At 45.2% G+C, this 25,932-nt stretch carries 22 protein-coding genes; 14 read left to right on the plus strand and 8 right to left on the minus strand.

The window, feature by feature from the left end:
* The first annotated feature begins 38 nt into the window (after nt 1–38).
* The 5 genes from KJS52_RS02920 to KJS52_RS02940 all read left to right on the plus strand — a co-directional run bounded on the left by KJS52_RS02920 (nt 39) and on the right by KJS52_RS02940 (nt 4,201).
* The gene (locus KJS52_RS02920) at nt 39–386 is read left to right on the plus strand and encodes a hypothetical protein (RefSeq protein ID WP_213513123.1); all 348 of its coding nucleotides are present in this window, start codon (nt 39–41) and stop codon (nt 384–386) included.
* A 119-nt stretch (nt 387–505) separates the two neighbouring features.
* A complete protein-coding gene (locus KJS52_RS02925) occupies nt 506–1,978 on the plus strand; it encodes a spore germination protein (protein WP_246563072.1) in 1,473 nt (490 codons plus the stop codon).
* Between the two features lie 13 nt (nt 1,979–1,991).
* Nucleotides 1,992–3,071, plus strand: coding sequence for a GerAB/ArcD/ProY family transporter (locus tag KJS52_RS02930; RefSeq protein WP_213513125.1), 1,080 nt, complete (start codon nt 1,992–1,994; stop codon nt 3,069–3,071).
* On the plus strand, nt 3,064–3,438 hold the full coding sequence (locus KJS52_RS02935) for a Ger(x)C family spore germination protein (protein WP_213513126.1): 375 nt from the start codon (nt 3,064–3,066) through the stop codon (nt 3,436–3,438). The genes KJS52_RS02930 and KJS52_RS02935 overlap by 8 nt, the downstream gene beginning before the upstream one ends.
* The gene (locus tag KJS52_RS02940) at nt 3,431–4,201 is read left to right on the plus strand and encodes a Ger(x)C family spore germination protein (RefSeq protein ID WP_213513127.1); all 771 of its coding nucleotides are present in this window, start codon (nt 3,431–3,433) and stop codon (nt 4,199–4,201) included. The genes KJS52_RS02935 and KJS52_RS02940 overlap by 8 nt, the downstream gene beginning before the upstream one ends.
* A 10-nt stretch (nt 4,202–4,211) precedes the next feature.
* Here KJS52_RS02940 and KJS52_RS02945 read toward each other — a convergent pair whose 3' ends face one another.
* Nucleotides 4,212–5,042, minus strand: coding sequence for an AraC family transcriptional regulator (locus KJS52_RS02945; protein WP_213513128.1), 831 nt, complete (start codon nt 5,040–5,042; stop codon nt 4,212–4,214).
* 130 nt (nt 5,043–5,172) lie between these two features.
* Here KJS52_RS02945 and KJS52_RS02950 point away from each other — a divergent pair, with 130 nt between their 5' ends.
* The 6 genes from KJS52_RS02950 to KJS52_RS02975 all read left to right on the plus strand — a co-directional run bounded on the left by KJS52_RS02950 (nt 5,173) and on the right by KJS52_RS02975 (nt 13,566).
* Nucleotides 5,173–6,270 (plus strand): glycoside hydrolase family 88/105 protein, encoded by a 1,098-nt coding sequence (locus tag KJS52_RS02950; protein WP_213513129.1) that lies wholly within the window; start codon nt 5,173–5,175, stop codon nt 6,268–6,270.
* Between the two features lie 396 nt (nt 6,271–6,666).
* On the plus strand, nt 6,667–8,853 hold the full coding sequence (locus KJS52_RS02955; RefSeq protein WP_213513788.1) for a pectate lyase family protein: 2,187 nt from the start codon (nt 6,667–6,669) through the stop codon (nt 8,851–8,853).
* A gap of 176 nt (nt 8,854–9,029) precedes the next feature.
* Nucleotides 9,030–11,132, plus strand: a complete 2,103-nt coding sequence (locus tag KJS52_RS02960) for an MMPL family transporter (RefSeq protein WP_213513130.1) — start codon at nt 9,030–9,032, stop codon at nt 11,130–11,132.
* Nucleotides 11,129–11,794 carry a response regulator transcription factor gene (locus tag KJS52_RS02965; protein ID WP_213513131.1) on the plus strand — a complete coding sequence of 222 codons (666 nt, stop codon included), beginning with the start codon at nt 11,129–11,131 and terminating at the stop codon, nt 11,792–11,794. The genes KJS52_RS02960 and KJS52_RS02965 overlap by 4 nt, the downstream gene beginning before the upstream one ends.
* A 1-nt stretch (nt 11,795) precedes the next feature.
* On the plus strand, nt 11,796–13,163 hold the full coding sequence (locus KJS52_RS02970) for a sensor histidine kinase (RefSeq protein WP_213513132.1): 1,368 nt from the start codon (nt 11,796–11,798) through the stop codon (nt 13,161–13,163).
* Between the two features lie 10 nt (nt 13,164–13,173).
* Nucleotides 13,174–13,566, plus strand: a complete 393-nt coding sequence (locus tag KJS52_RS02975; protein WP_213513133.1) for a hypothetical protein — start codon at nt 13,174–13,176, stop codon at nt 13,564–13,566.
* 117 nt (nt 13,567–13,683) lie between these two features.
* On the opposite strand, the gene KJS52_RS02980 is transcribed toward KJS52_RS02975, so the two are convergent.
* The 7 genes from KJS52_RS02980 to KJS52_RS03010 all read right to left on the minus strand — a co-directional run bounded on the left by KJS52_RS02980 (nt 13,684) and on the right by KJS52_RS03010 (nt 22,993).
* Nucleotides 13,684–14,091: a divergent PAP2 family protein gene (locus KJS52_RS02980; RefSeq protein ID WP_246563075.1), complete on the minus strand. Its 408-nt coding sequence runs from the start codon at nt 14,089–14,091 to the stop codon at nt 13,684–13,686.
* Nucleotides 14,092–14,161: 70 nt separating this feature from the next.
* Nucleotides 14,162–15,070 (minus strand): decaprenyl-phosphate phosphoribosyltransferase, encoded by a 909-nt coding sequence (locus KJS52_RS02985; protein ID WP_213513134.1) that lies wholly within the window; start codon nt 15,068–15,070, stop codon nt 14,162–14,164.
* A gap of 46 nt (nt 15,071–15,116) precedes the next feature.
* Nucleotides 15,117–16,328, minus strand: a complete 1,212-nt coding sequence (locus KJS52_RS02990; RefSeq protein ID WP_213513135.1) for a glycosyltransferase family 2 protein — start codon at nt 16,326–16,328, stop codon at nt 15,117–15,119.
* Entirely contained in the window at nt 16,325–17,656 is a 1,332-nt protein-coding gene (locus KJS52_RS02995; RefSeq protein ID WP_213513136.1) for an oligosaccharide flippase family protein, read from the minus strand. The genes KJS52_RS02990 and KJS52_RS02995 overlap by 4 nt, the downstream gene beginning before the upstream one ends.
* A 3-nt stretch (nt 17,657–17,659) precedes the next feature.
* The gene (locus KJS52_RS03000; protein ID WP_213513137.1) at nt 17,660–18,346 is read right to left on the minus strand and encodes a hypothetical protein; all 687 of its coding nucleotides are present in this window, start codon (nt 18,344–18,346) and stop codon (nt 17,660–17,662) included.
* A gap of 217 nt (nt 18,347–18,563) precedes the next feature.
* Nucleotides 18,564–20,333 (minus strand): cellulose binding domain-containing protein, encoded by a 1,770-nt coding sequence (locus KJS52_RS03005; RefSeq protein ID WP_213513138.1) that lies wholly within the window; start codon nt 20,331–20,333, stop codon nt 18,564–18,566.
* A gap of 416 nt (nt 20,334–20,749) precedes the next feature.
* Nucleotides 20,750–22,993 (minus strand): rhamnogalacturonan lyase family protein, encoded by a 2,244-nt coding sequence (locus tag KJS52_RS03010; RefSeq protein ID WP_444980912.1) that lies wholly within the window; start codon nt 22,991–22,993, stop codon nt 20,750–20,752.
* Nucleotides 22,994–23,523: 530 nt separating this feature from the next.
* Between KJS52_RS03010 and KJS52_RS03015 the strand changes: the two genes are divergently transcribed.
* From KJS52_RS03015 to KJS52_RS03025, 3 genes are all read left to right on the plus strand, one after another.
* Nucleotides 23,524–24,024 (plus strand): DUF2243 domain-containing protein, encoded by a 501-nt coding sequence (locus tag KJS52_RS03015; protein WP_213513140.1) that lies wholly within the window; start codon nt 23,524–23,526, stop codon nt 24,022–24,024.
* Entirely contained in the window at nt 24,017–24,835 is an 819-nt protein-coding gene (locus KJS52_RS03020) for a cytochrome c oxidase assembly protein (protein ID WP_213513141.1), read from the plus strand. The genes KJS52_RS03015 and KJS52_RS03020 overlap by 8 nt, the downstream gene beginning before the upstream one ends.
* Before the next feature lie 76 nt (nt 24,836–24,911).
* On the plus strand, nt 24,912–25,739 hold the full coding sequence (locus tag KJS52_RS03025; RefSeq protein WP_213513142.1) for a hypothetical protein: 828 nt from the start codon (nt 24,912–24,914) through the stop codon (nt 25,737–25,739).
* Nucleotides 25,740–25,932: the final 193 nt, after the last annotated feature.

The following is a 25,932-nucleotide window of genomic DNA, read 5'->3' on the forward strand; positions in this document are numbered from 1 at the left end:
GGAAACATTAAGTGCATCAATGCTTAAAGGAGGATTATATGGTATACATTATAAGCTTTGCACTTATGTTCATTGGACTAACTTGCATTAACATTATTTTTTCTTATCAAAGCAAGCATATTGACCCGCAATTTTGGTCCACATTGAAGTTCCAGCTTCTAATGCTGCCTCTGTTTCTTATTGCTAATCTATGCATTGGATACGGAGTCAAGTTTGGCGTAAAAGCCGTTCAGCAATTAGGCTATATTCTGATCATCGCAAAATGTATGGAGGTGCTCATTTCTGTATGGATGGGCTATTGGTTTATGAAGGAAATGCCGACATGGAAAATCTGGATTGGTCTTGCTGTTATAGCCATTGGCATTATGCTCGTCAAGCAAAAATGAACGGCCCATCGCTTATTGGAATCAAAAGGTATAATTTCGCATTAAAGGGAAACGATAAGGGAAACGTTGAAGATAACAGATATTGAGGCAGGGCTGCAGCTATGAAAAAATCTCCTGACGTGAATCATTCAACATATGCCAATAGTATTGAGCCAAACGATATTAGTAGTAGCGAGCAAGAAGATACTGTACCACCTACACTTGGGCATACGCTGGATAATTTTAAGGATTGCGTCGATCTCGTTTACCGCACCTTTCCTGAACTTCATGTTAGCATTGTGTACTTTGAGCATTTAATCGGAAATGATGAATTTACTCGCGACGTTATTGAGCCTTTGACGCATATTCAACAATATCAAGCTCAGGAGCTATTTAAACGAAGCCAATTCCGGCCAATTACAGACTCAAAGGAGCTTATTAAAGGAATTCTAAACGGCGAGGTCGCTATATTCCACTATGCAAATGTTTATTTAGTCAACGTCAGCAAGCCCAAATCACGCTCTATTCAGCAATCTGAAACAGAAACCATTATAACCGGCCCGCATGATTCTTTCATCGAGACAGCAACCACCAATATATCGCTCATAAGAAAAAGAGTAAAAAGCTCGCATCTAAAGGTACTAAAGCTGCAGGTTGGCGAGATCACTAAAAATGATGTGTATATTCTATATATCGACGGCTTGGTTAACATGGATTACGTTAAGGAGTTAGTTAAACGTATCGAATTAATCGAGGTGGATGCTGTACATGATGGCAATATGCTCATTCAGTACATTGATGATTATCCAAACTCCCTTTTTCCTTTATTCTCAACAACCGAACGAACTGATGCAGCAGTCTCCAAGCTGGTTGCAGGAAGAATTGTCGGGATTCTGGATGGCAGTCCTTCAGTATTTACCGCCCCTTCATCGTTCTTTGAATTTTTTGCTTCGCCTGACGACTATTATCAACGTTGGCTGCTTGGCTCATCCCTTCGCATATTACGGTTTCTCGCTTTGGTCATAACATTGTCATTTACAGCCTTATACGTATCGATTACTACATTTCATTACGAAATGATCCCTGAATCACTGCTGTTAATCATAACTGAATCACGCAGCAGAGTTCCCTTCCCTCCCTTGTATGAGGCATTATTGATGGAGCTAACGATTGAGTTGTTAAGAGAAGCAGGAGCCAGACTGCCGACGAAGATCGGTCAGACCATCGGTATCGTTGGCGGTATCGTCATTGGCCAGGCTGCTGTACAGGCAGGGTTTACGAGCAACATTCTAATTATTGCTGTAGCCTCTTCTGCTATTGCATCCTTTGTTATTCCGAGCTACGTTATGAGCGCATCCATTCGTTTAATCCGCTTTGGATTAATTATTATGGCAGGGATATTAGGCGACTTGGGAATTGCGATCGGGATTGCATATATTGTTATTCATTTATCTGGGCTGACAAGCTTAACCTCATCCTATATGACGCCCGTTTCACCGTTTAATTTCAAGGATTGGCGAGATATGTTTATTCGCGCTCCTTTTTGGGCAATGCGTGGCAGACCTTCACAGTCGAAATCTCCAAACAAGTTGAAAACTGGAATGAAGAAATAACTGGGGGATCATGATGAAAGAGAAGTTGTATCCATTTCATGTAAGCTTGCTCGTGTATATGATTCAAACGGGGGTCATTATCTTCTCCCTCCCACGGCTACTAGCACAGCATATGGGATATAACGGCTGGATAACACTGTTCGCATACACAGGTGTAGTGATGCTGAATATTTATCTTATTTCCTTGGTTTATCGGTTAAGCAACGGGAAATCGATTTTTCAAATTATTGAGCAGGCATTGCCAAAGGTGATCGTACTCCCCCTTTATTTCATCCTGGTATCTGTATGGACCATGCTTGGATGCTTGGTAGCAAAGCAGTATGTATTTATTTTCCAGGCATTTGTTTTTCCGACAACGCACCCGATGTTTATGAAATTTCTCGTAGATGTCCTTGCTTACTTATTAATCATTAAAGGGATTTACAATATTTCTAAAGCAGCGACAAGCTTTTTCTGGTTAGTCATATGGACATTGCTGCTGCTGCTTTTTTTCGTTAAAAACTTTCAGTGGGTGAACCTGACCCCTTTCTTTTTTCAGGAATCCACAGATTTTTTTCTCGGAGGTTTAAGTATATTTTCATCCTTTTTAGGATATGAGCTTGCTTTGCTGCTATTCCCTTATGTAGAGAAAAACAAAAGCTTTATAAAGGCTGTTCATATCGGAAATTTGTTAACGGCTATAACGTATATAACGGTAAGCTTGACATGCTTCGGTTTCTACAGCTTCAATCAGCTACAAGGAATGAAGTATCCGGTTATTGACTTACTAGCACAAATCAAGTTTCCTTTTGTTGAACGAGTCGACAATATTATCTTTTCATTATTTTTGTTTACAACGTTAATAACGATAGTCGCATACATATGGGCAGCAAAAGAAACGGTACATAGAGTTATCCCGCGAGCAAATTCCAAATGGCTTGCAGGAACAATTGTAGGTATTGCCTTTGCAGTTGCCTGGATTCCTGATGTATTGAACGAGGTTGAGCTATGGATAAAATATTTAGGATATATGGAAATTGGAATTGCTTTCGGCTTGCCGCTGTTTCTTTTAATCATTTTGCTCCTTAGCAAAGGTGGAAAAAAACATGTCTAATCGATTAAGAATAAGTATTATCTTCATAATCGCTCTGCTCTTGGCTGGTTGCGGCGATCAGCGGGTTCTGGAGCGGCTTGGATTTACCCATACCGTAAGCTATGACCTGATTGAAACGGATGAAGATGAATCGGATCGCAAATTAATGATTAGTATTTCCATACCAAGGCCCGAGTCTGGCACTGGGAGTGGGGATGGCAGAAGACAAGTACTAACGGCTGTATCCTCTACCGCTAAGGAAGGAAGATATGATCTTTCAAGACAAACCGAATTAATGCTCGTAAGCGGCCAATTGCGGAATTCACTTTTTGGGTTAAGCCTGGCAAAACAAGGAATTTGGGAACAGATCGATACTTTTAGTGCGTGACCCGTCCATCTCTCCAAGAACGAAAATTACGGTAGTTAACGGGAACGCACATGAGCTGTTAGTTAAAGAGTATCCCCAGCACCCTCGAACCGCGCAATTTATTGATAGGATGTTGGAAAAAGAGGAACAGGCAACTACCATTCCAAAAAGCAGCATTCATGAATTTACTAAGGATTACTTGGATGATGGCATCGATCCTGTTGCACCAATGATTAGAATAAATGGCGATGACATCATAGTTGATGGAATTGCCCTCTTTAAGGATGATCATTATGTGATGAAAATCGAGCCGAGCCAAGCTTTAATCTTCGCTTTTTTACGCGGCAATTTTACACACGGAGAAATTAGCATCAATCTGTCCGAGGTAGGGAGAGAGAATGAAAAGGTAATGTTCAGCTCCTTAGTCAGCAAACGAAAAGTAAAGGCAGCACCCAGCAAGGTTGGGGCCCCGTTTAAAGTCGATGTATATATTGATGTAACCGGTTCGGTGTTGGAATATATCGGTAATCTTGATATTAATAGTAGTTCCGACCGCAACAAAGTCGAACAGCTTATATCCGACTATGCCAAAATAAAGGCCGAAGAAATGATTAAAACCGTGCAGGAGCAGAAAGTGGACAGTTTTGGACTTGGAAAATATGTTAGAAACGTGCTGAGCTATGAGCAGTGGAGCGACTTAAATTGGGATGAAGTATACCCTGACATTGAAGTCAACTGTCATGCAAAGGTTCGTATTAAGGATGCCGGAAAATTTATGAAGTAATTAATGCTTATTAGCTTTTCCTGTAGTATAGCGGAGCGTTGCCCGTTACCTCCTTAAATACCCGGCCAAAATGCGTGACACTGCCAAAGCCCACCTTTTTGGCAATCAAATTCACCTTCATCGTAGAGCTCTCCAGAAGCTTCTTTGCTTCCATAATGCGGACACTGTTAACGTACTCCACAAATGCGAAGCCGGTCGCTTCCTTAAAGAATCGGCTCAAATAAAACGGGCTAATATAAAACTTTTCCGCCAGCATATGGAGCGACAGCTTTTCCATATAATGCTCGTTAATATAACGAACAATCTCCGAAATTCTTTCATGCATCGGGCTTGGCGCGGCCATAGGCTCCATAGCATGCTGCATAACATGCCTGCAGCAAATAATTAGCAGCTGTACAGCCAGTGTCTGCGCAAACAATTCAAAGCCGACTCCCTGCTCCTTCGTTTCCTGTATAATTGCTCGAGCCAAAGACTCAATCAACAGCCGGTCGCGCAACGCCGCTTTCACAATGATATAATCATGCTCCAGCAAAGGCTGAAGCACTGCTCGATGTGAACCATCCTGCGAAAAATAGTGCTCATGTATATTTATAATAAGCCGCTCATGCTTCGGCGATTCTGCATTCGTCGTCCGATGCAAAATATTAGGCGCAATAATGACGATATCCCCTTCATTAATCGCAATCGTACGATCCTGAATGAAAAATTCCCGCTGGCCAGACATTAGATAGTAAAACTCGTATGTGCTGTGAAAATGACTGGCCGGCATATGGTGGCTTAGCGCTTTTCGATGGGAAACGATGAAAGTACCGGCTTGATTTTCATAATAAAGCTGCTCCACGCTTTACCGCCCTCCTTCCTTATCCAGTTTATTATACAGCAAGAAATAAGAAGAAAGCAGGTAAATTCGCAAAAAATGTACATCCTCCGATGCTAGAATAGCATTACAGCAAAAAAGGAGGAGATTATTGATGCAAGCTTTCACATCCGTTATGACCCCTATTCAATGGGCGCAAAAAGCGTGCGAGGCGTTAATGGCCAAATTCGAGCCAGAAAATTTACCACCCGACCGCTTCCACTACCATCAGGGCGTGTTTCTATCCGGGATGGAAAAATGCTGGCGCCAAACTGGAGAACAAAAGCTGCTCGATTACATTAAACGATGGGTCGACAGTCAAGTGCTTGAAGACGGCAGCATAAAAAAGTTCAAATCCGATGAGCTTGATGATATTCAGCCAGGCGTGCTTCTGTTTAATCTTTACGAACTGACAGGAGATGAACGCTACAAAAAAGCGCTGCACACCTTGGTTCACTTGCTGAAATCTTGGCCGACAAATGCTTCAGGCGGTTTCTGGCATAAAGGACACTATCCGAATCAAATGTGGCTTGACGGCTTATATATGGCAGGCCCGATCGCCGTTCAATTTGCCAAAACCTTCAGCCAATACGAATATTTCGATATGATGACCTTCCAGGCTCTTCTTATGGAGCAGCATACTAAGGACGCTGCTACCGGCTTGCTGTATCATGGCTGGGATGAAACGAAGCAAGCCGCATGGGCAGATCCGGAAACCGGACTCGCACCAGAATTTTGGGGGCGTGCAATTGGCTGGTATCCCGTCGCCTTATTGGAAATGTTCGAGCACTTGCCAGAAGATCATCCTGATAAAGCAAAGCTGGTGGCGATCGTTCAGGATCTGCTAATTGCATTGACGAAGTTTCAGGATTCCGCTACCGGCTTATGGTATCAAGTCATCGACAAAGGCGACCGCCCGGATAATTGGCTGGAAAACTCCTGCACATCACTATTTGTACATGCCATTGCCAAAGCTGTTCGCTGCGGCTATCTGGACGCGAAATATATGGAATATGCCTGGAAAGGCTATCATGGCGTAATCGATACCTTAAAGCTTGACGAGAACGGTCACGTTGTCATTGGCAACATTTGCATCGGAACAGGAATTGGCGACTACGCTCATTACATCGCACGTCCAACCAGCGAAAACGACCTGCACGGAGCCGGCGCTTTTATTTTAATGTGTGTCGAAATGAATTTGGCGGCCAAATAAAAGTTCTCGGAATTCAGCGCTCCGGAACAAAGCATCCTCCAGTCGTTTTTCGGAATGCTTTGTTCCGGAGCTGATGCTTTTAATTTGTGGTTAACTGGAAGGATCTTTTCAAATCTCCCTCACTTATTCTTCGATTTCCTATAATATAGAGCTCAAAAGTGTCATCCCATCCACTTGGATAATCATTAGCTCAGAAATTTTGCGAAGCGATTACCAAGCGCTCGTAACCGTCGCAGGATTAGCGCGATATGAGCAAATGATTATTTCCGTATTGTTTTCCAGACTGCTATGCTTAGATTGCTTGAGCGCTCTTGCAATATTCATGCTGAAAAGAGGTGATGAAAAACAACTTCGAGGCTTTTTGCAAACGGTTTCAAAATGGCCTTAGACAATATTATGGGAGGGATTTATTTGAATAAGAGATTGGTAAATCTAACAAGTATCGCTCTATTGTTCTCTCTTGCGTTTTCTTTAATTTCTAGCGCAATGTCTAATTCTTCAGTACAGGCTGCAGGTCTTTCAATTACTAACAGCGGTGGCTGGAATGAAACCGCCTATGTGGAATGGGCGCCTTTCAGTAATGCAGAAGGATATAATGTCTATGTCAAACCAGCAAATGCTTCGGACTCCCACTATCAGCAGCTCGACAATGAGCTAATTCGACGCTACCCTTCCAAGTGGAGAGCTGACGCTGTAGGTCTGGCAGCCGGACAGTATGTTATGAAGGTTGAAGCACGCCTGTCAGGCGGCTCCAAATTAAGCGCGGTAACCGGTACGCTCTCTGTTTCCTCCTATGACAGATCGGGCTTTGCTTTTTCATCAAACTCACCATACGGTACAGGGTCAGGTGCTTATCAAGATAATGGTACGCTCAAAAATGGCACACAAGTGCTGTATATTACATCTGAAACTGCACAAACCGTCACGCTTGATGTAAAAGTCAACAGCTCGGGCCAGCTGCAAACCGGTGTTGGTTTAGGCGAAATATTGCAGCTTAGACAGAAGGGCTATGATACAACGCCGCTTGCTATTCGCATAATCGGAAAAGTAACAGATGATGATTTGAGCGGACAGCTTAACAGCAGCGGATATCTGCAAGTGAAGGGTAAAAACAATTATGCCGAGATGAATATAACGATTGAGGGTATCGGGGACGATGCTTATGCTTACGGCTGGGGACTGCTTCTCAGATATGTTGGCAACGTGGAAGTCCGCAACCTCGGCTTTATGCTGTTCCCGGACGATGGTATTTCAATGGATACCGGCAATGTGAATGTGTGGGTCCACAATAATGATATTTTTTACGGAACAGCTGGCGGTGACGCTGACCAAGCGAAAGGCGACGGTTCTACTGACCTTAAAAAAGGCTCCACCTACATTACGATATCCTATAATCACTACTGGGATTCCGGCAAAGCCTCTCTTGTTGGCTTAAGCGAATCTGCGGAGTTTTTTGTTACCTTCCATCATAACTGGTTTGATCATTCAGACTCTCGTCATCCACGCATCAGAGTAGCGTCCGTTCATATTTACAATAACTACTTCGATGGCATTTCCAAGTACGGCGTAGGCATTACGACCGGGGGCTCGGCATTCGTAGAGTCCAACTACTTTAGAAACGCCAAATATCCGATGATGAGCTCGCTGCAAGGTACAGACTCACTGGGAGAAGGAACGTTCTCAGGCGAAAACGGCGGCATGATTAAAGCGTACAACAACTTGATTGTTGATGCTGACAGCTTGATCTACGCTAATTCCAATACGGGAACAGCTCCAGCTCATGCTACCTCCTTCGATGCTTACTTGGCTTCGTCGCGAACAGAAACTGTTCCTGGCACATATAAAGCCTTGAAAGGCGGAACAGCCTATAACAACTTCGATACAACCGTCGATCTCGGAGTACATGCATCCGATATCGATCATGTAAATAATGTTGAACAAATCGTTACATCGCAAGCGGGACGCTTGAATCATGGAGACTTCTCCTGGACGTTCAACAATTCCATTGATGATGATTCATACGCGCTTAATGCCCCATTGATGGCTAAAATAAGAAGCTACACTTCACAGCTAGTATCTGTAGGAGGCAATTCTACTCCATCAGTGCCTTCTCCAACTCCTGCGCCGACAGCAACGCCTACTGCTACGCCTGCACCGACGGCAACACCTGTGCCAACTTCGACTCCTGCACCATCGGCAACACCTGTACCAACAGCAACTCCTGCACCATCGGCAACACCAACTCCAGCAACAGGCTATACCCATAACTTTACAACAGATGGAACAGCAAGCAACTTTTTTAATATTCAAGGTAATCTTTCTACAACGAAAGGAACTGTTGTCTACAATGGCTTGACACTTACACAATGCTTGAAAATTGAAAGCTCGACCAATATTACGTTTACTGCTGCGAAAGCTTCAACGCTGACGTTAGTATTCAACTCTGCAGATGGCAGCAAAATCAAAATTGACGGAACAAGCTATTCTATGACAAACGGTATTGTAAGCGTTCCCGTATCTGCTGGCACGCATACGATTACGAAGGATAGTGTAACCAATCTATATTACATGCAGCTAGATTAAACATCCGGTACCAACTCAATCATAAAAGTGGCGTGTTAGATTGTCAGCTTTCCCTGACATTCCAGACACGCCTTTTCTTATTATGCTCTATGCAAATCGCTCCCTACTCCAAGTTTATATTCCATTTATGTAGCTTATGTATAATCGCAGATGAATATAGACAAGGAGGAGAATGCGTGAGTAAACTACTGCAGGAAGTAACGGATTGGGTATCTACGAAAAAGGGAATGCGAATCACGATCATCGTTTGGCTAGTCGTCCTGATCGCTCTTAGTGCGGGACCGAAATTGAGCGACCATAAAGCAGCCACCTTTCAATCTTTGCCTGCTTCCGCTCAATCGATCATAGCCGAAAAGAAGCTTGCAGAAAGCTTTCCCAATGACCAAGGCATGCCGGGAATATTAGTATTTCATAATGAGCATGGGGAGATTCAATTATCGGAAGTACAGCAAATTGTAGATGGCATTGCTGCAGCCGAGATCGAAGGCATAGAGAGCATCGTAAATCCTTCACAAATGCCTGAAGCGGTCATTCAAAATTTTATATCAGAGGATCGAACAACGATCATCCTTCCGATGAATTTGCATCCGGGCCTTGGAAACAGCAAATACTCTGAAATCAACGACAGCGCATCAGCAATTGGCACGGAAATTGCCGGCGAGCTTTCCAGCACAGCATTTTATATTACAGGTCCCGCAGGCATAGCTGGTGATACAGTCAAGCTATTTGAACAGGCGGATCTCGTATTATTGCTAGCTACCATTGTCATTATACTTATTTTACTAATTGCCATCTATCGCTCGCCATTGCTTGCCTTTATTCCGTTGCTAGCAACCATTATTGTCTACCAGGTTGTCAACCAGGCAGTTGCGCTGATGGGCGCTGCAGGGCTTGAAATTAATAGCTCAACGACCTCGATTATGAGTATTTTGCTGTTTGCAGCCGTCATCGATTATTCTTTATTCGTTTTCTCACGATACCGTGAAGAACTGAACCATTACGAGAGCAAATATGAGGCGATGAAGTTTGCGATGCGGGCAACTGGTGAGCCGGTTTTATTTGCAGGAGGAACCGTGCTGGCGGCAATGCTCGTCTTGTTCCTGGCTAATTTTAGAGATTATCAAAATTTTGCGCCTGTATTCGGAACAGCCATGCTTGTCATTATGCTGGCTTCCATTACGCTGGTTCCCGCGCTGTTCACCTTGTTCGGACGCAAGGCGTTCTGGCCCAAGGTTCCACAGTTCGGCACAGAAAAGGAAATCAAGCATAAATTTTGGGGACCAATCGCCAAATTCATCGTAAATAAACCAGCACGATCTGGCGGAATCGTAGCTATCTTTTTAGCCATCACAGCACTCAATGTATTTAATCTTGATTATGAGTTTGATTCAGTTAAGAAGTTCCCGCAGGACTTGCCATCGCGAGTTGGCTATGAAATCGTAGAATCGAAGTATAACAAAGGCGATCTCGCCCCAACTACTGTTTTGCTGACAAGCAAGCAGGAGCTGTCAGAGGAACAAGTAGACGCTGTAACTGAGCGGCTTGCAAGCTTTACCGAAGTACAAAGCGTGCGTGTTTCTGGGTATACTGAGGATAAGCTGGCAGTTCAACTGTCCATGTCGCTATCAATGAATCCTTATTCCAGTGAAGCAATTGCTTTTATTGAGGAACTGCGCAGCTCATCAGATCAACTGTTAGCAGAGCTTGCTCCCCAATCTGACATTCATTTTAGCGGAGTAACGGCCAAGCTTGTTGATGAGAAAGCAGTGAATAATGCGGACATTGTAACAATCGCTGTACTAGAAACGATGCTCATTTTAATACTATTATTCTTCTTGACTCGTTCCTGGAAAATGCCGCTTTATATGATGGCTACAATTATTATTTCATATGCCTCTGCTTTAGGGCTTGGAATTTTCCTCGTCGACATCTTGTTCGGCTATGAGGCGATCAGCACAAGAGTTCCTGTGTATGCCTTTATATTCCTCGTAGCGCTAGGGATTGATTATAATATCATCCTTATCTCCCGCTTCCTGGAAGAATGCAAGCAGCATAACATGAAAACCGCTCTTGAAATCGCGATTCGAAATACGGGCGGCGTCATCTCTTCGGCTGGCGTCATTCTCGCAGCAACCTTCGCTGCATTAACAACGATGCCTATTGCGGACTTATTTATATTTGGCTTTATCGTTGCAATCGGCATTCTCATGGATACGTTTTTAGTGCGCGGTGTACTGCTGCCGGCTTTAATTCTTCTATTTGCGAGGAAAACCAAATGAAAATACTTGTTGTCGATGATGATCCGAATATTCAACAGCTCGTCAGCATCCATTTGTCGCGCGAGGGTTACCAGGTCATTTGTGCGGAAAGCGCCGAGCATGCTCTCCAATTTCTGGAAAATGAGCAGGTTGACCTGGCTGTGGTGGATGTTATGATGCCAGGAATGAATGGCTATGAATTAACAAGCATACTGACGCAGGATCTTCAAATCCCCGTCATTTTGCTGACGGCTAAAGGGCAATTGGCGGACAAGGAACAGGGCTTTACAGCCGGATCGGATGACTATATTGTCAAGCCCTTCGAGCCTAAAGAGCTTTTGTTCCGGGTAGCAGTCGTATTAAGGCGGATTGATCGCATGGTAGAGGCATTCATTCAGCTTGGAAATATGACGATCGACAGGCAAAATTACGAAATCACGATTCAAAATGAGACGCTGCTGTTTCCGATGAAGGAATTCGAATTGTTAAGCCTGCTTGCCAGCCGCGCCAATAAAGTGGTGACCCGTTCAGAATTAATTGAACGTACATGGGGAGACGATCTCGCAGATTACGAGCTGACCTTGAATACGCATATCAATCGCATCCGCGACCGTTTGAAAAAACACGGAGCCAACGTAGAAATTCAAACGATTCGCGGCATCGGCTATCGATTAGAGGGATAGGATGAATACATTATATCGGCAGTTTATTGTAGCTACGATTACGATTTTATCAGTCAGCATCATCGTCGGACTTACCTTGGCCAACATCGTATATGTCGTGTATACGCAGCAAAAGGTAACCAGCAACAATATTAAGACGGCCCAGTCTATCGTCGATAATATGGAGCATTTGCACGACTATGAAACGCTCAAGCCGTATCTGCAATCAGTCAGCAAGCTGGGCTATCAACTATTTATCGTAGACAGCCAAGGCAACCAGGAGCATTTCGGAAATCCATTCGACAGCTATCATATCGAGCCTGCTATTGTGCAAGCTGTCTTGAACGGGGAGCTTTATGAAGGAAAGCAAAGCTTCTGGATGATGAACCATTTCTCGAATGCTCTTGAAAATACGGTTGGCGTCCCTCTTGCATTAGAGCACAATTCATACGCACTATTTATGAAGCCTAGCAGCCAGCTGCTGTTTTCGGATTTTCATACGATATTGCTGGGCTTTATTCTGGCGGTTATGGTTTTAAGCATTATTGGCGTCGTATGGATGACGAAGCATTTGATCCGCCCAATCACTTTGCTCACGGAAGCAACAAAAGCATTGTCCAATGAAAATTTTAACTATGAGCTAAATATTAAGAGAAATGACGAAATCGGTCAGCTAATAGAAGCCTTTCACGACATGCGCGTACAGCTGAAGCATAATGAAGAAGCAAGAAAAGCTTTTATAAGCAATGTATCGCATGACTTTCAATCTCCTCTGCTCAATATTCAAGGCTATGCCGAGCTGCTTCTCGATTCAAACGTAACGGCACAGCAACGGAAAATGTATGTAGAAATTATAAATGAAGAAGCAAAGCGCCTCGCTAATCTAACAAAACAGCTGCTGCTGCTTACCTCACTCGATCAGGATCGTTATCCGCTTAAGCTGGAAAAAGTAAGAGTTGACGAGCAGCTTAAGCAGCTGGTGCGTCGATATCAGTGGCGTCTCGCTGAGCAAAACATCGAGCTTTCCTATAAGCTTGAGCAAGCCGAGCTTGTTACAGACAAGGAGCTGCTTATGAATGTATGGGACAATTTGCTGACTAATGCGATCAAATATAATCGGGAAAATGGGAGCATCCATGTTGCATGCAGTGCGCATAACGATGTCGTTGAAGTTTCGTTTACTGATGAGGGGCTGGGGATTGCTGAGCAGGATCTGGCGCTTATTTTCGAGCGCTTCTACCAGGTCGATCATGCCAGAAAATCAGATGGCAGCGGACTCGGTCTGTCGATTGTCGATCAAATCGCGAAGCTGCTTGGCGCACAAGTAAGCGTTGTTAGTGAAGTAAATAAAGGCAGCAGCTTTACCGTTCAATTTAAAAATAAAGAATAGAGGGATAACTATGGAACAAAAATGGAGCTTGTGGTTAATCAGGTATGCAGCTATTTTCGGGTTAATAGGAACGTATCTTGGGTCACATATGGCTGGCAGCATGGACTATGAATTTCGCCCCATCCATGCGCATATTTTGCTGGTAGGCTGGCTTTCGGTATTCGCTTGGGGAGTGTTTTACAAGCTGTACACGATTAAATTCAAAAAGCTGGTTACGCTGCACGGCTGGAGTGCGATTATAGGCTCCTTCGGCCTGACCGCGGGCATGTGGCTTTACTTCATCAATCCTTTTTCCTGGAATGAAACGTTTGTGCTGGTCTTTTTCATCGTGGGCGGCAGCGTGCTGCTGCTAGCCTTTCTCTTATTTGTCATATTGACCTTCCTAACGGAGAAAAGCAAATAACTGCACTCATCTATCATTCAAAAGAGGTAGTTCAGAAAGTCAGTGAAAACAGACAATCTGAACTACCTCTATTTATAATCCTTTACCGTTGGAGCTAATCACTCCTCCAGTCGCGCGTTAGCTCAAAAGCAATGCCTTGCCATAGCTGAGCGCCAAAGCAAGCAGCGTGCCCAGCACAAGCCCTCCGACAATTTCTATCGGTTTATGCCCCATGCTTTCTCTCAGCCTCTCATCATCAGTTATCATGCGGTTGATTACTCTCGCATGTCGACCGACATGTCGCCTTAAGCCAGCAGCATCAATGATGACGATGAAGGTTATCGCAACGCCCAGACCAAACATTGCGCTTGAGAAGCCCTCCTCCATGCCGATCAGCATAACAGTGGTCGTCATAATCGTCGTATGATTGCTTGGAAAGCCCCCGTTGCCGATCCGCTCCCGCGCATTGCCGTAGCGGACATGATTGATTATATATTTCAAGCCGCCTGCGATAACCCAGGCAAGGAAGGGCGCGATTATATACACGACTTTTCCCCCTTTGCTCAGTTAGCTGCCAAGAGTAGCTCATGCGCTCTCTCGAGCCTTGAACAGGCTCTTAAACCTTTAGAATGAGGATAACGGCAATGCCAAACACAAGCGTTGAAGCAAGAATTCCTTTATCCTCATACAACAGCTCCTCTGGCTTCCCTCCTTTGCCCAGCACATGTATCAAATAAAGATAGCGAAACATCCCGTAAATCACACAAGGAATCGTCCACATCAAATAAATCGAGTGCTCAGATATAAAGGTATACAGAGAATAAGACATGATGGTCATCGCAGTAACGATGCCCGACAGCTGATTAAGCAGCGTCTCGGAATAGCTGACCAGCACCTTGCGATGCGAGGCTTTGTTATGCTCCAGCAGCAGCAGCTCATGCCTCCGCTTTCCTATTGCCAAAAACAATGAAATGCAGAATACGCACATCAAAAACCAAGACGTAAAGCCGGCATCGATGACCAGCGCCCCTCCCAGTGCCCGCAAGCCGAAGCCGCTTGCAATCATCATAATATCGAGAATAACGATATGCTTCAGCTTTAAGGAATAGGATACGTTCATAATAAAATAAGCCGCGAGCAAAAAGCCGAACGGTACATGCTGCAAAAATGCCGCTGTCAGCGAAAGGGTGAGCAGCACTGCGCCAAACAGCAGCGCGGTCATCGGATTAAGTCTTCCTGAGGCCATCGGACGCTTGGCCTTCTCAGGATGCTGGCGATCCGCTTCCCGATCAACATAATCGTTCAAAATATATACGCATCCGGAAACGAAGCAAAACAGTAGAAATGCTACAAAGCTGGCCATCAGGCCCTCCATGTTCATGCTGTCGGCTGAAAATAAAAATGCGCCAAATACGAGAAGATTTTTGCTCCATTGTCGTGGCCTCATTTGCTTGACCAATAACAGAGCGACTTCCATTAAAGCGGGTCTGCCTTCCAACGGAATCGTATTTTTGCCTAGCTCCATCGTTATTTCGCCTCCCTCCTTAAAGTAAAGCGCAAGGAAAAGCAGCCTATTTCCTGGCTGACTGTAAGGTAAGCCTGCGCGAAAAACGTCGTGTTAGCCTGCTGCTTAGTAGCCTTATGCACCTAAAGCTCAAAACGAGTAGCTTTTTCCATGTAAATACATTGCCTAAAAACTGCTTGATTTCTTTTCGTTCAAACAGGAACGACTTCGGGTAATAGCGCACTTCACTTCTTGTATAGCCGAGCAGCTGAATCCATAGATGAAACGCTGCAGATTCAAGCTCGTCCCATACAATAACAAGATTTCCTGGCCTGGAGGAAAGCTCCTCAATCTTTTCCTTCAAGAGAGGCAGCTCCTCTTCGCTTTTAACGGTGAAATGATAGGTTTTCATATATCTTGCCGGCCGCATCAGTATTTGCGGGACACGACGCGTAAAATAAGCAAGATTGATGCGCCAGCGCGGCAGCTCCTTATGCAGAGATGGGAATTTTCGATACATGCGCGCAATATTTTGATCCCATTCAATCATTTTCTCTTGATTTTTCACATCGCCGAATGCTTCGCCATGATATTGATGCAGCGCCTCTATGCCAAGATGGGAGACGATGCGCATTCCTAGCAGGTAACAGCGATAGCCGATATCTGTATCCTCCATCCCCCAGCCCTTGTAATTCTCGTCAAATCCGTCTAGCTGCTCTAATACAGCTCTCGGCAGCGCCATATTGCAGGAAAATACACAGTGCCAGGGATGCTTCAGTGTCGCAATATTAAACGAATGAACGAGACTGTCAAAGTGACGCGCTTCAAAATAATCAAGCGTGCGGTAGTTTTTTTCGAAGATTTGCCCTGAGCGAACATCCTCAAGCGCAATGGGCTCCTTTAACATAAAGCGATAGGAAATAACGAGTAATTCCTTGTTCACCTCAAAATAGAGCTGCAGCTCTCGCAAATAATTTCGCTTGACAATCATATCAGCGTCTAAAAATACTACAAATTGTCCCTGCGCCCTTTTCCAGCCTGTATTGCGTACTCTTGCTCTGCAGGAATCCGGCGTTCGCTCCAAATAAATATAATGGAAGATATACGTTCTCGGTGTTTCTTGAATATACTGCAGCGTATCGTCGCTGGAGCCATCATCTACAACAATGACTTCATACGTGTTAGACTCAAAATCAAGCTGGTCATTCAACGCTTCCAGCGTATTATTAAGCAGCACCTTATTATTATAGGTAGGTATAACTACACTGAATTTGATCATGCTGAACCCTCTCTTTCCAAGGGAACGGATTGAAAGTGGTAAAAGTATCGTATCGTTATCCGCAGCGCGATAAGCAAACAGATGTTAATGACAATGACAGAGCTCATCCCGCCAATCATTCCCCAATGTTTTACAAGCACATATTGAAGATACTGAAGAGCTGGTATTGGAATAACCAATGCAGCAAACACACATCTGGCTGCCTTGACCCCATCCATAGCAATAACCGTTGTCATAAGCAGGTACATCATATTCATCGCTATTCCTGCTGAGGTCAAGCCTACATAAGTCCAAGTAAGCGGAACGCCGTACAGCAACACGAGTACGGTCGTTAACATGGCTGCGCCGAGCCAAATAAGCATAAATATAGGTGCACTGTACTTCATCACCATTGCATCTACATCTCGCCGATTTAAAGCAGCAATCAAAGGCATAAACACGACAGCAAATACATCATGAAACAACACTGAGCACAAATTGCGAATCGTATTTTGGTAGATCGAATAAACACCCAGCTCGTACTGCTCGCCAAAATGCGCTACATAAAATAAGTCGCTTGTAAACAGCAGTGCAGAAACGAGCCAGGAAAACATCGTAAATAAGCTATAGGAAAATAGCTTTTTTAATAGCTTGAAAGAGTATCGCCAAGGAGAGATTCCGCTTTTGAGGAGCGCGTGAACAAAGAAATATACATTTTGGACAATCAACGGAATCATATAGCTGGTTATTGATCTTTCTCCCAGCATATAAAGTCCAATCGCTGTCCCGACTAAAAAAACAATAGATGCAATCAGCTTGTAGAGGCCAAGGCGAAAAAACAGCTGCTGACCGCGGAGAAACGATTCCGTCAAAATATAAAGGTTTATGCTCATAGCGAGCGCTACCGCGGCAATCCAGTTCATAAGCGGAAAGCCAAACCAGCTTTCTACAACTGGCGCTGCTGCTATTAGCAAAATCGAAGTCATGCATGATGGTATGAGATTCGCAATAAGCGCAGTTCCCATCAGTTCCTTGCTTTCTTCCTTCGTGGAGACGGGAACATACTTGATGACGCCATTATGCAGGCCAAAAGTCAATGGAATCAGCATAATATTGGCAACACTGGCGATCAACGCGATTTGCCCCCATGTAATGACGCCAAGCTCACGAACAGCAAGCACATAGACGATTAGCGTTAACAGAAGCGACAACGCCTTGAATATAAAGGTGATGCCAAAGTTTTTAAGAAAGGCAGCGCTGCTCGGGCTTCGAGTCCACGACCTCATTTTGGCTAGGACAGTCGCGGCTTGCCGCCATTTTCCAGCCACTAGTATACGCTTGTGCTCCATAGCTTACGAGGTAATGACTGGCGCTGCTTCCTTCTTCCCTCTGCTCTGAACTCGTTTGGAAATTCGCTCGAACCATTTGTCCAACGGTGCAAACACGACGAGCAGAAACAACGGAATATGGCATAGCGCAAATATAATCGTTTCGTTAAAGGACGGAGCATGTCCCAAAAATACAATGATGTGATGCGCATAAATGAGTCCGCCTTCTGGAATTTCAACAGGGTTAATCGTGTAAAACGCCAAATCCAGAAATCCTGAGAAGAGCGTGATCGTGGCCAGCAGTGAAATTTTGATCGTTTTGCCAGGTGTTCCGCCCCCCATGCGATACGCGAAAGCGACGGAGAAATTAATCATTTGCACGACGAGCAAATAAAGCAGCGTGTACCATTCGCCAACCGTTTCGAAATTGGTTACGATGACGTTTCCTGTTACACCGAAGAAGCTGACTCTCGGGATTAAGTAGCCGAGAAAAACAATAAACGGTGCATAAACAAGCAAGTAACCATATTTCAGCTTGTTCGGGAAAAAGGCGATAAAGCCAAGAATGCAGCCATAGCTGGCCAGCTTGAGATACAGATGCCACAGCTTTTCAATCTCCGGCTCGCGCGGAATAGCGAACCATACCACCAGGAAGCCAATCATGCCGAGTAAAAGAAAAACAAGCCATAAATATCTGCGAATTAACTCCATTTCCATCCCTCCATTTTTAATGATGTACAGCTTTTTATGTGCTGGTGCAGCTTATGTATGCCAATTATTGTATTGGATTCGTTCGAGCAGCACTAATGCCCATATGACTCGATTAACGCTAAAATGACTTTTTCTTACAAATTGTGCGTATTTTTCTACAAAATAGAAAAAGAGAGCCTCGCGAATTTATCACGAGACTCCCTTTTATTTAAAGTCATTAAAGCGTTGTTCCCCAAACTAAAACACCATTTTGATGAAGCGTCACCTTGCTCCAATCTGCAAATGCGGTTTTGCTTGCATCGAATGAATAATCATTTGCTTGATTAAAATCGGACCAATCTGCTTTGGCAATGCGCAGCTGAATATCCCCGCTTTGCCCGCCTGGCTGAATGGAGCCCGCTGCTGCAGTAAAGCTGAGCTCAATATACGTATCCGCATTCGTTCCAGTTGTGCTGCCGAACGTTTTTTGCACGTTGGCCGAGCCAATCGCAGCCCAATCGACCCAAGCATCCAGAGCCTGATTGCCGTCCTTGGTGAAGTAATAACGAAGCGTCAAGTCGCTTAGCTGAACCGCTGCCGTGCCATTGTTTTTAATATTGAATTGCGGAGCAATTGTATTTGACGTTGCGCCAGAGCTGCTGTTGCGGTACTGAACGACCAAATCGCTTTGCGGAGCTGGAATGCTTTGCGGCTGAACGCTGACTTGAGTAGAATTTGCACTCTCTCCGTTTGCATTCACCGCACTGACAACGTAGTAATACGTCGTTCCATTTGTCAAATTCGTATCTGTATAGCTCGTTGCGATTAGACCTGTCGCAACCGTCGTATAAGGACCACCGCTATTCAATGCCCGCTTCACATTATAGGAAGAAGCGCCTGTCGCTGCATTCCAGCTTAAAGCTGCCTGTCCATTTCCCGCCGCTGCGCCCAAGCCTGTCGGAGTAGCTGGTGTGGTGCTGGAGCCGCCATCGGGAATCGGAACATATCCTGGCGTTGTGTATATACCGTTAGGCACCGAGGTTGTAGACAATCCATTAGGTCCGTTTACGATCGTATTTCCCCATGCCGTCAAGCTGCCAGCCGGACCAGTCGCCAGGTCCAAATAATCAACTCCGCCGCTATTGCCATACCATGACCAGGCAAGCCAGCCAACTCCCAGCTGCTGCGTGTAGCTCAAAATCGTCGCTTCATCAACATCGCCAGCGGAATGATAATGGCCAAATTCTCCAATTATGACAGGCACGCCAATCGCTAGCGCATTGTCAATATTGCTTTTAACGGTTGTTGCATTGCCGCCAGCATACTCATACATATGAATTGAGAAAATTGTGTTGCCTAGCGGATCGGAATTAAACACAGCGTTGCCGTTGGTAAAGATCGAGGTTGGGTACTGTCCCCAGCCTGCCGCATCCACAACAAGCAAATTTTTAATGCCTGCATTGCGCAGTGCCGGAATAGCCGCTTGATAGCCTGCCGCCCAGCCAGCTGCGCTCCATGAGCCAAACCATTCATTGGCAATATTGACAATGACGCGATCTTCCTTGCCAATTAACGCATCCTTAATACTGATCCAGTAATCTACCGCAGCATTTAATGCCGATACATTGTCCGAGCCTGTCGCATCATGCACCTCCAGCATAGCAATCAGCTCATATTGATCGCATAATGCCAATACAGCTTCTACTGAGGCAAGATCATCTTTTGTCCATTGCTGGCCATTTGACAGTACAATTCGAACTGTATTGGCCCCGGTTGCTGCAATCGCCGGAATTGCAGTGCTTAAATCATTTTTATACCAGGTATGGGCGTGATTGACTCCTCTCATCACAAAGGGCTGACCCGTTGCATCGTAGATTTGCGTCCCTACCACGGAAAATCCTTTGACAGAAGTTGCCGCCGAAGCCTTTGGCAACGGAGCTGTAAAAGACAGCACCAGCATAAACGACAGCGCAAGCATCAGCATCTTGCGTATAACATTCACTCGCATTATACAATCATCCTCTCTTGGGCGTACCCTATATTCAGCTTCAAATTTTTTTGAGACTGACAGGATGTTATGATGTTGATTATCAATGGTAAGCGCTTACTTTTCTTGCGGTGGCAAACCTCCTTTCTCCTAAATTAGCGGTTTTTAATGGCGCATGCATGAGTACTGCTTGATCACTCAAGCTATCAACATTTTAGTATAGCTGTAAATAACAGTAAATGGTCTGTATTGTCATCATGCTCTTTTCTTAAAACAATTTTCAACCGTAGACAGTCTACAAGCATACTTACCTTAACCTTCATGATCGGCATACAAGCAAAAAGCTCCTCTGCAAGCAGCGGTTGGCTTCAGCCTGACTGCTTACAGAGGAGCTTTGTCGTCGTAATTGCAAGGCCCTTTCTCGTGTTTAAACTGCTTTATGGGGTAACTTCAGCAAACGTCGCATCAGCATTAAACGTTGAGCCCGATCCACTCTGAGCGTACATCAAGTAGTCGTAATGACGCAAATATCGACTGGAATCCGTCCACATCTGATAGGACGATTTCGAGGAGTTTGCCAGCCCCGCTACACGACGGAAGGTCGCGTCATTGGCAAAGCTTGAGCTGTTATCGTTCTGATCCAGCCAAACCTCACCGTTTGCTCGTACGCGCAAATAATGTCCTGGATAGTTGACGGACTCGAACGAGATGCCGCTTGATCCTGCCAATCCTGACACAATCCGAAATTGCGCATCTTGAGCAGGAGAAACATTGGCATCGATTTGTACGCGAAACTCGATATGCCTAATATAACGGTCAGTGAAATTATGCGATTGCAGGCGAACCGTGTTGCTGCTTGACGGTGGCGCGACCACGTAAATATTCGGCTGAGGCGGCGGGGCCATGCCGTCACCCAGGAAAAAACCAGTATGCGGCGGCTGATTATATGCGACATTTTGCCACGCGACGCTTAGCCGATAGATCGGATCATGCATTAGCGTGTAAATTCGATGATTCGTCAACGCCGTAGTCGTGTAAATTCTGAGCGCTGTACTATCCGCTGTAGGCCAGATCACTTCCTCTCGCCAGTCGCCTAAAATATCTGCCTGAAGGCTCGGATTACCTTTCGTGCCGTTGATAGACACTGCTCCGGTGGCGGTCAGCAGTCGCGTCATGCTGGAATTGTTATAGTTCCACTTGTCAATCTTGCCAGTGCCGCCTGTATGATCAAGCAGCTCGCGCAGCAAATCGCCGTCCCAATATATCGCGAAATTAATGGACGGCGTGCTTGAAGTAATCAGTTGGCCGGTCGCAGACCTTACCCCTACGCCATTGGATGCCCACATCTCCGCTCCGGGATATCTCGGATCGATATCCGCAGCCAAACCACGACCGGTGTCTGCACCAGTGTGCACGCCCCATAAAATTTGTCCGGTGCGCGCGTCATGCAGCTCGGCACCGTACGCAGATGATGTGCTTTCATGCACGCCAAATACTTCCAAGCCGGCACGATTTGGATTGAAATCGCCTAAATGCAGCGCATCGCCATGGCCAAGACCTGTCGAGTACAGTCCTCTACCGTTGTCATCAAGCACCATCGCGCCATAAACAATTTCATCGCGGGAATCGCCATCCACATCACCAATACTTAAACTATGATTGCCTTGTCCCGCGTAGGCTCCATTCCCCGAACTCGTTGAATCAAACGTCCAAAGCTTGGTTAACTGGTTGTTCCGCCAGTTGTACGCGACAACCATCGTCTTCGCATAATAGCCGCGCGCCATAATAATGCTAGGCCGTTGTCCGTCGAGATAAGCTACACCAGCCAGAAAGCGGTCAGAGCGATTGCCGTAGTTGTCTCCCCAACTGGAAACAGTCCCTCGCGCTGGCTCATAATTGATTGTCGATAACGCTCGTCCACTAAGACCGTCAAACACGGTTAAAAATTCCGGGCCGCTCAGGATCCGTCCCTGACTGTTGCGATAATCTGCATTGGCATTGCCGATTACAACTCCGGTTCCGTCTACTGTGCCGTCTGCTGTTTTCATAACAACCTCGGCCTTGCCGTCACCATCAAAATCATAGACGAGGAACTGCGTATAATGCGCCCCTGCCCGGATATTTCGTCCAAGATTGATCCGCCACAATCTTGTTCCGTCCAGCCTGTAAGCATCAATAATGACCGGCCCAGTATACCCGTCATGCGCGTTATCCTTGGCGTTGGACGGATCCCACTTAAGCACAATCTCGTACTTTCCATCACCGTCCAAATCGCCGACGCTCGCATCATTAGGACTGTACGTGTAGCTTTCTCCAGAAGGTGTTGTTCCTCCAGCAGGTCGCTGCAGCGGCACAGTCAAGTAATTCTGTCCCCATACAGTCACTTGAGGTGAAGCAGCTCCTTCCACTCCGTTGACGATCGGTCTGACCGTGTATACAGAGCTTGATAAGCCGCCACTGTCTACATAGTTCGTGCTAGTCGCAATCGGGCTGCTGTTCACCTTTGTTCCGTTGCGGTACACATTAAATGCAATGCTGCTCGGATCTGTGCCAAGCAATCTCCAGCTTACAAATATACCATTATTGACTTGTACCGCTACAACCCCGCGATCAAGTGCTTCCATCTGTCTAGGTGTGTTGGCATAGGCGCTTTGTTGAACAGGAATAAGCGCCAGCACCATAATAACAGCCAAGCATATCAAAAACAATCTGCTGACGTTCGGCAAGCGTTTTGTGTTCATAAATATACCTCCATTCATGAATAAACCATCATATTAAGCAGGAGCTATCTGGATGATGGTGAGCAGATGGAAATATGTTGTGAAAGTAAGAATCAATGAGAGGTAGTTTTATCGAAAACTGAGTGGGGCCGTTGACGTACTTTGGCGGTAAGAAACCGAGGAGTTAGCAGTGACGCTGACAACGTTTTGCTAGAAAGGAGGTGAAAACATAAGCTGCCCCCACTATCTGGAGAGTTTTGTTACGAGTAGCTCACAATAATTTACAATTACAATAACGAAAATTAATTAATATTTATATTAATCCTTATAACATACCCCTCCCTTCCTCGAGCAAATTAACACTGCTCACCTATCTGTATTGTATACGCTTTCACATAAAATGAAAAGAGCTAGAATAGATTAGCAACTTGATTAATTAGGGAAATGGAAGGAAACACTAAATGACATAATACACAATAAAGGAGAATACTATGGCTGCAAGCAGTAATCAACATATCGGGCAAGCTGTTTTTGCAAATCGTAATATGTGGTCTGGCATTCTGTTTGGCATTGGTTTGGCTGCCTTTATAGACGAGGCAGTGTTCCATCTGCTGCTAAGATGGCATCATTTTTATGACAAATCCACGACCGATATCGGCCTGATTTCTGACGGGCTTTTTCATGCTTTTAGCTGGTTTGCGACCATTGGAAGCTTGTTTATGTTCGCGGATCTTCGCAGACGAAACGAACTACAGCTCAAAATATGGTGGGCAGGAAAGTTGATCGGTGCGGGCGCGTTCCAGCTCTATGATGGTACCATTCAGCACAAACTAATGCGTATCCATCAAATTCGATATGTGGAGAACGTCATTATTTACGATGTAATCTGGAACGTAATAGCTATCGTCATGATTATAGCAGGCCTCGCTCTCGTTATGTCTAAAAGAAGCAAACGAAAATCAGAACAGGAAGTCTCATATAAACATGGATAACATTCACATTCATCAGCCCGCAGGCTCCCTGATTCATGCTATAGTCAGGCTACTGCCTCAGCTTGGCTTGGTGTTGTTGTTTTTGTTGGCACTTGTTATGTACATCCTTGCAGTAGTGCTTTCCAATATGCGACATAAACGATGGCCAATCTATCGCAGCGTTTGCTGGGCCTGCGGGATTTTATTAGCTGCACTTTCAGTTGCAGGCCCTTTAGCTGACCACGCCCATCTGAATTTCACAGCACATATGCTTTGCCATTTGTTTTTAGGGATGCTTTCACCATTGCTATTAGCTTTAGCTGCGCCAATTACACTTTTTCTGCGGACGCTCACGGTTCCCTCAGCTAGAAAGCTATCCCAAATGCTAAAAAGCTGGCCATCACAACTGCTTACCAACCCCGTAGTTGCAACCTTCCTTAATATAGGCGGTCTTTGGCTCCTGTACACAACGAGCCTTTATTCGCTAATGCATCAGAGCAGCCTTTTGCTGCTAATCGTGCATCTACATATATTTTTGGCTGGCTATTTGTTTACCGTGTCCATAATCTATGTCGATCCAGTGTCTCACAGAGCCCCTTTTATGTACCGTGCAGTCGCACTCATTATTGCCTTAGCCGGGCATGGTGTTCTGTCTAAATACATCTACGCCTATCCCCCATCTGGAGTTCCTGCAGTTCAAGCAAAACAAGGAGCCCTGCTCATGTATTATGGCGGAGATCTTGTCGCTGTTGTTATCATTTTCATCCTCTGCTTGCATTGGTATAAAGCCACCCGACCTCGAAAAAGGCTTGCCACAACCCACACACATTGATGCCTATAAGGCATAGACTATGTAAACGCCTTGGCGAATGCCGAGAGTGATTTGACATAAAAGGAGCTTAGAATAGATGACAATAGATGATGGGCAATTGCAAGCCCAGCAGGAGGTCGGTCCAACGGGACCTACCGGTCCGACAGGACCAAGAGCCCTAAATGGACAAAATGGGTTTAACGGAGCGACTGGTCCGACGGGGCCAACCGGAACCGGGCCGACTGGACCAACTGGAGTGCCAGGCCCGATGGGACCATCAGGAACTGGACCGACGGGCTCGCAAGGACCTACTGGAGCATCAGGGCTGACGGGACCATCAGGAACTGGACCGACTGGAGTGCCAGGGCCTACAGGACCTGCCGGATCGCAAGGGCCACAAGGTAATGAGGGTCCGACTGGTCCAAGCGGCTCGCAAGGGCCTACGGGATCCGCAGGACCTACGGGGCCGGCGGGATTGTCACCAGGGTTTGCTCAATTTATGAATATGCAGACTCTTACACCTGTAGATACTCAAATCTATGTATCAGGATTTAACACAACCTCCAATCCCGTATATGGTAATTTGATCAGTATCGATAGCTCTGGAACCATATTCCATTTGGCGCCAAATCATATGTATTTAGTTAATTACCAAGTTACTTTAAGACTTATAGAGCAAGATTATATAGTGTTTTACCTATTACTTTCAACCGACCAACAAAATTGGGAGTGGCATCCTGAGGGAACATCTGCAGCAGTTTTTACTCCTAACGGAAATTTTATTGAGCTCAACATGAGTGGTTCTGCCATTATCTCCGGCGGACAATATATGCAGCTCTATGGGACCTTAAACACGGATTCTACATCACTATTACCTACTAGTACTGGTCCCTCAGCGCTTATAAACATTGTTGCTCTTACTTGAGAATAAGTAGAATATAGTCTGCAGGTATTTCCAAGACAATCTAGTGAATTATTGAAGGATATCCTCTCTAACAAGAAGATCAGCACTGCAATCGTGCGCTTCTGTTACACTGACGATATCCTTTTACTTTATCATGAAAAATCCAAAAACAGAATTAGGAAAAGGTTAATTATTGAGCCCTGTTTCTTTTAGG

It is taken from the genome of Paenibacillus montaniterrae, assembly GCF_018403185.1.
Lineage (GTDB): Bacteria > Bacillota > Bacilli > Paenibacillales > Paenibacillaceae > Pristimantibacillus > Pristimantibacillus montaniterrae.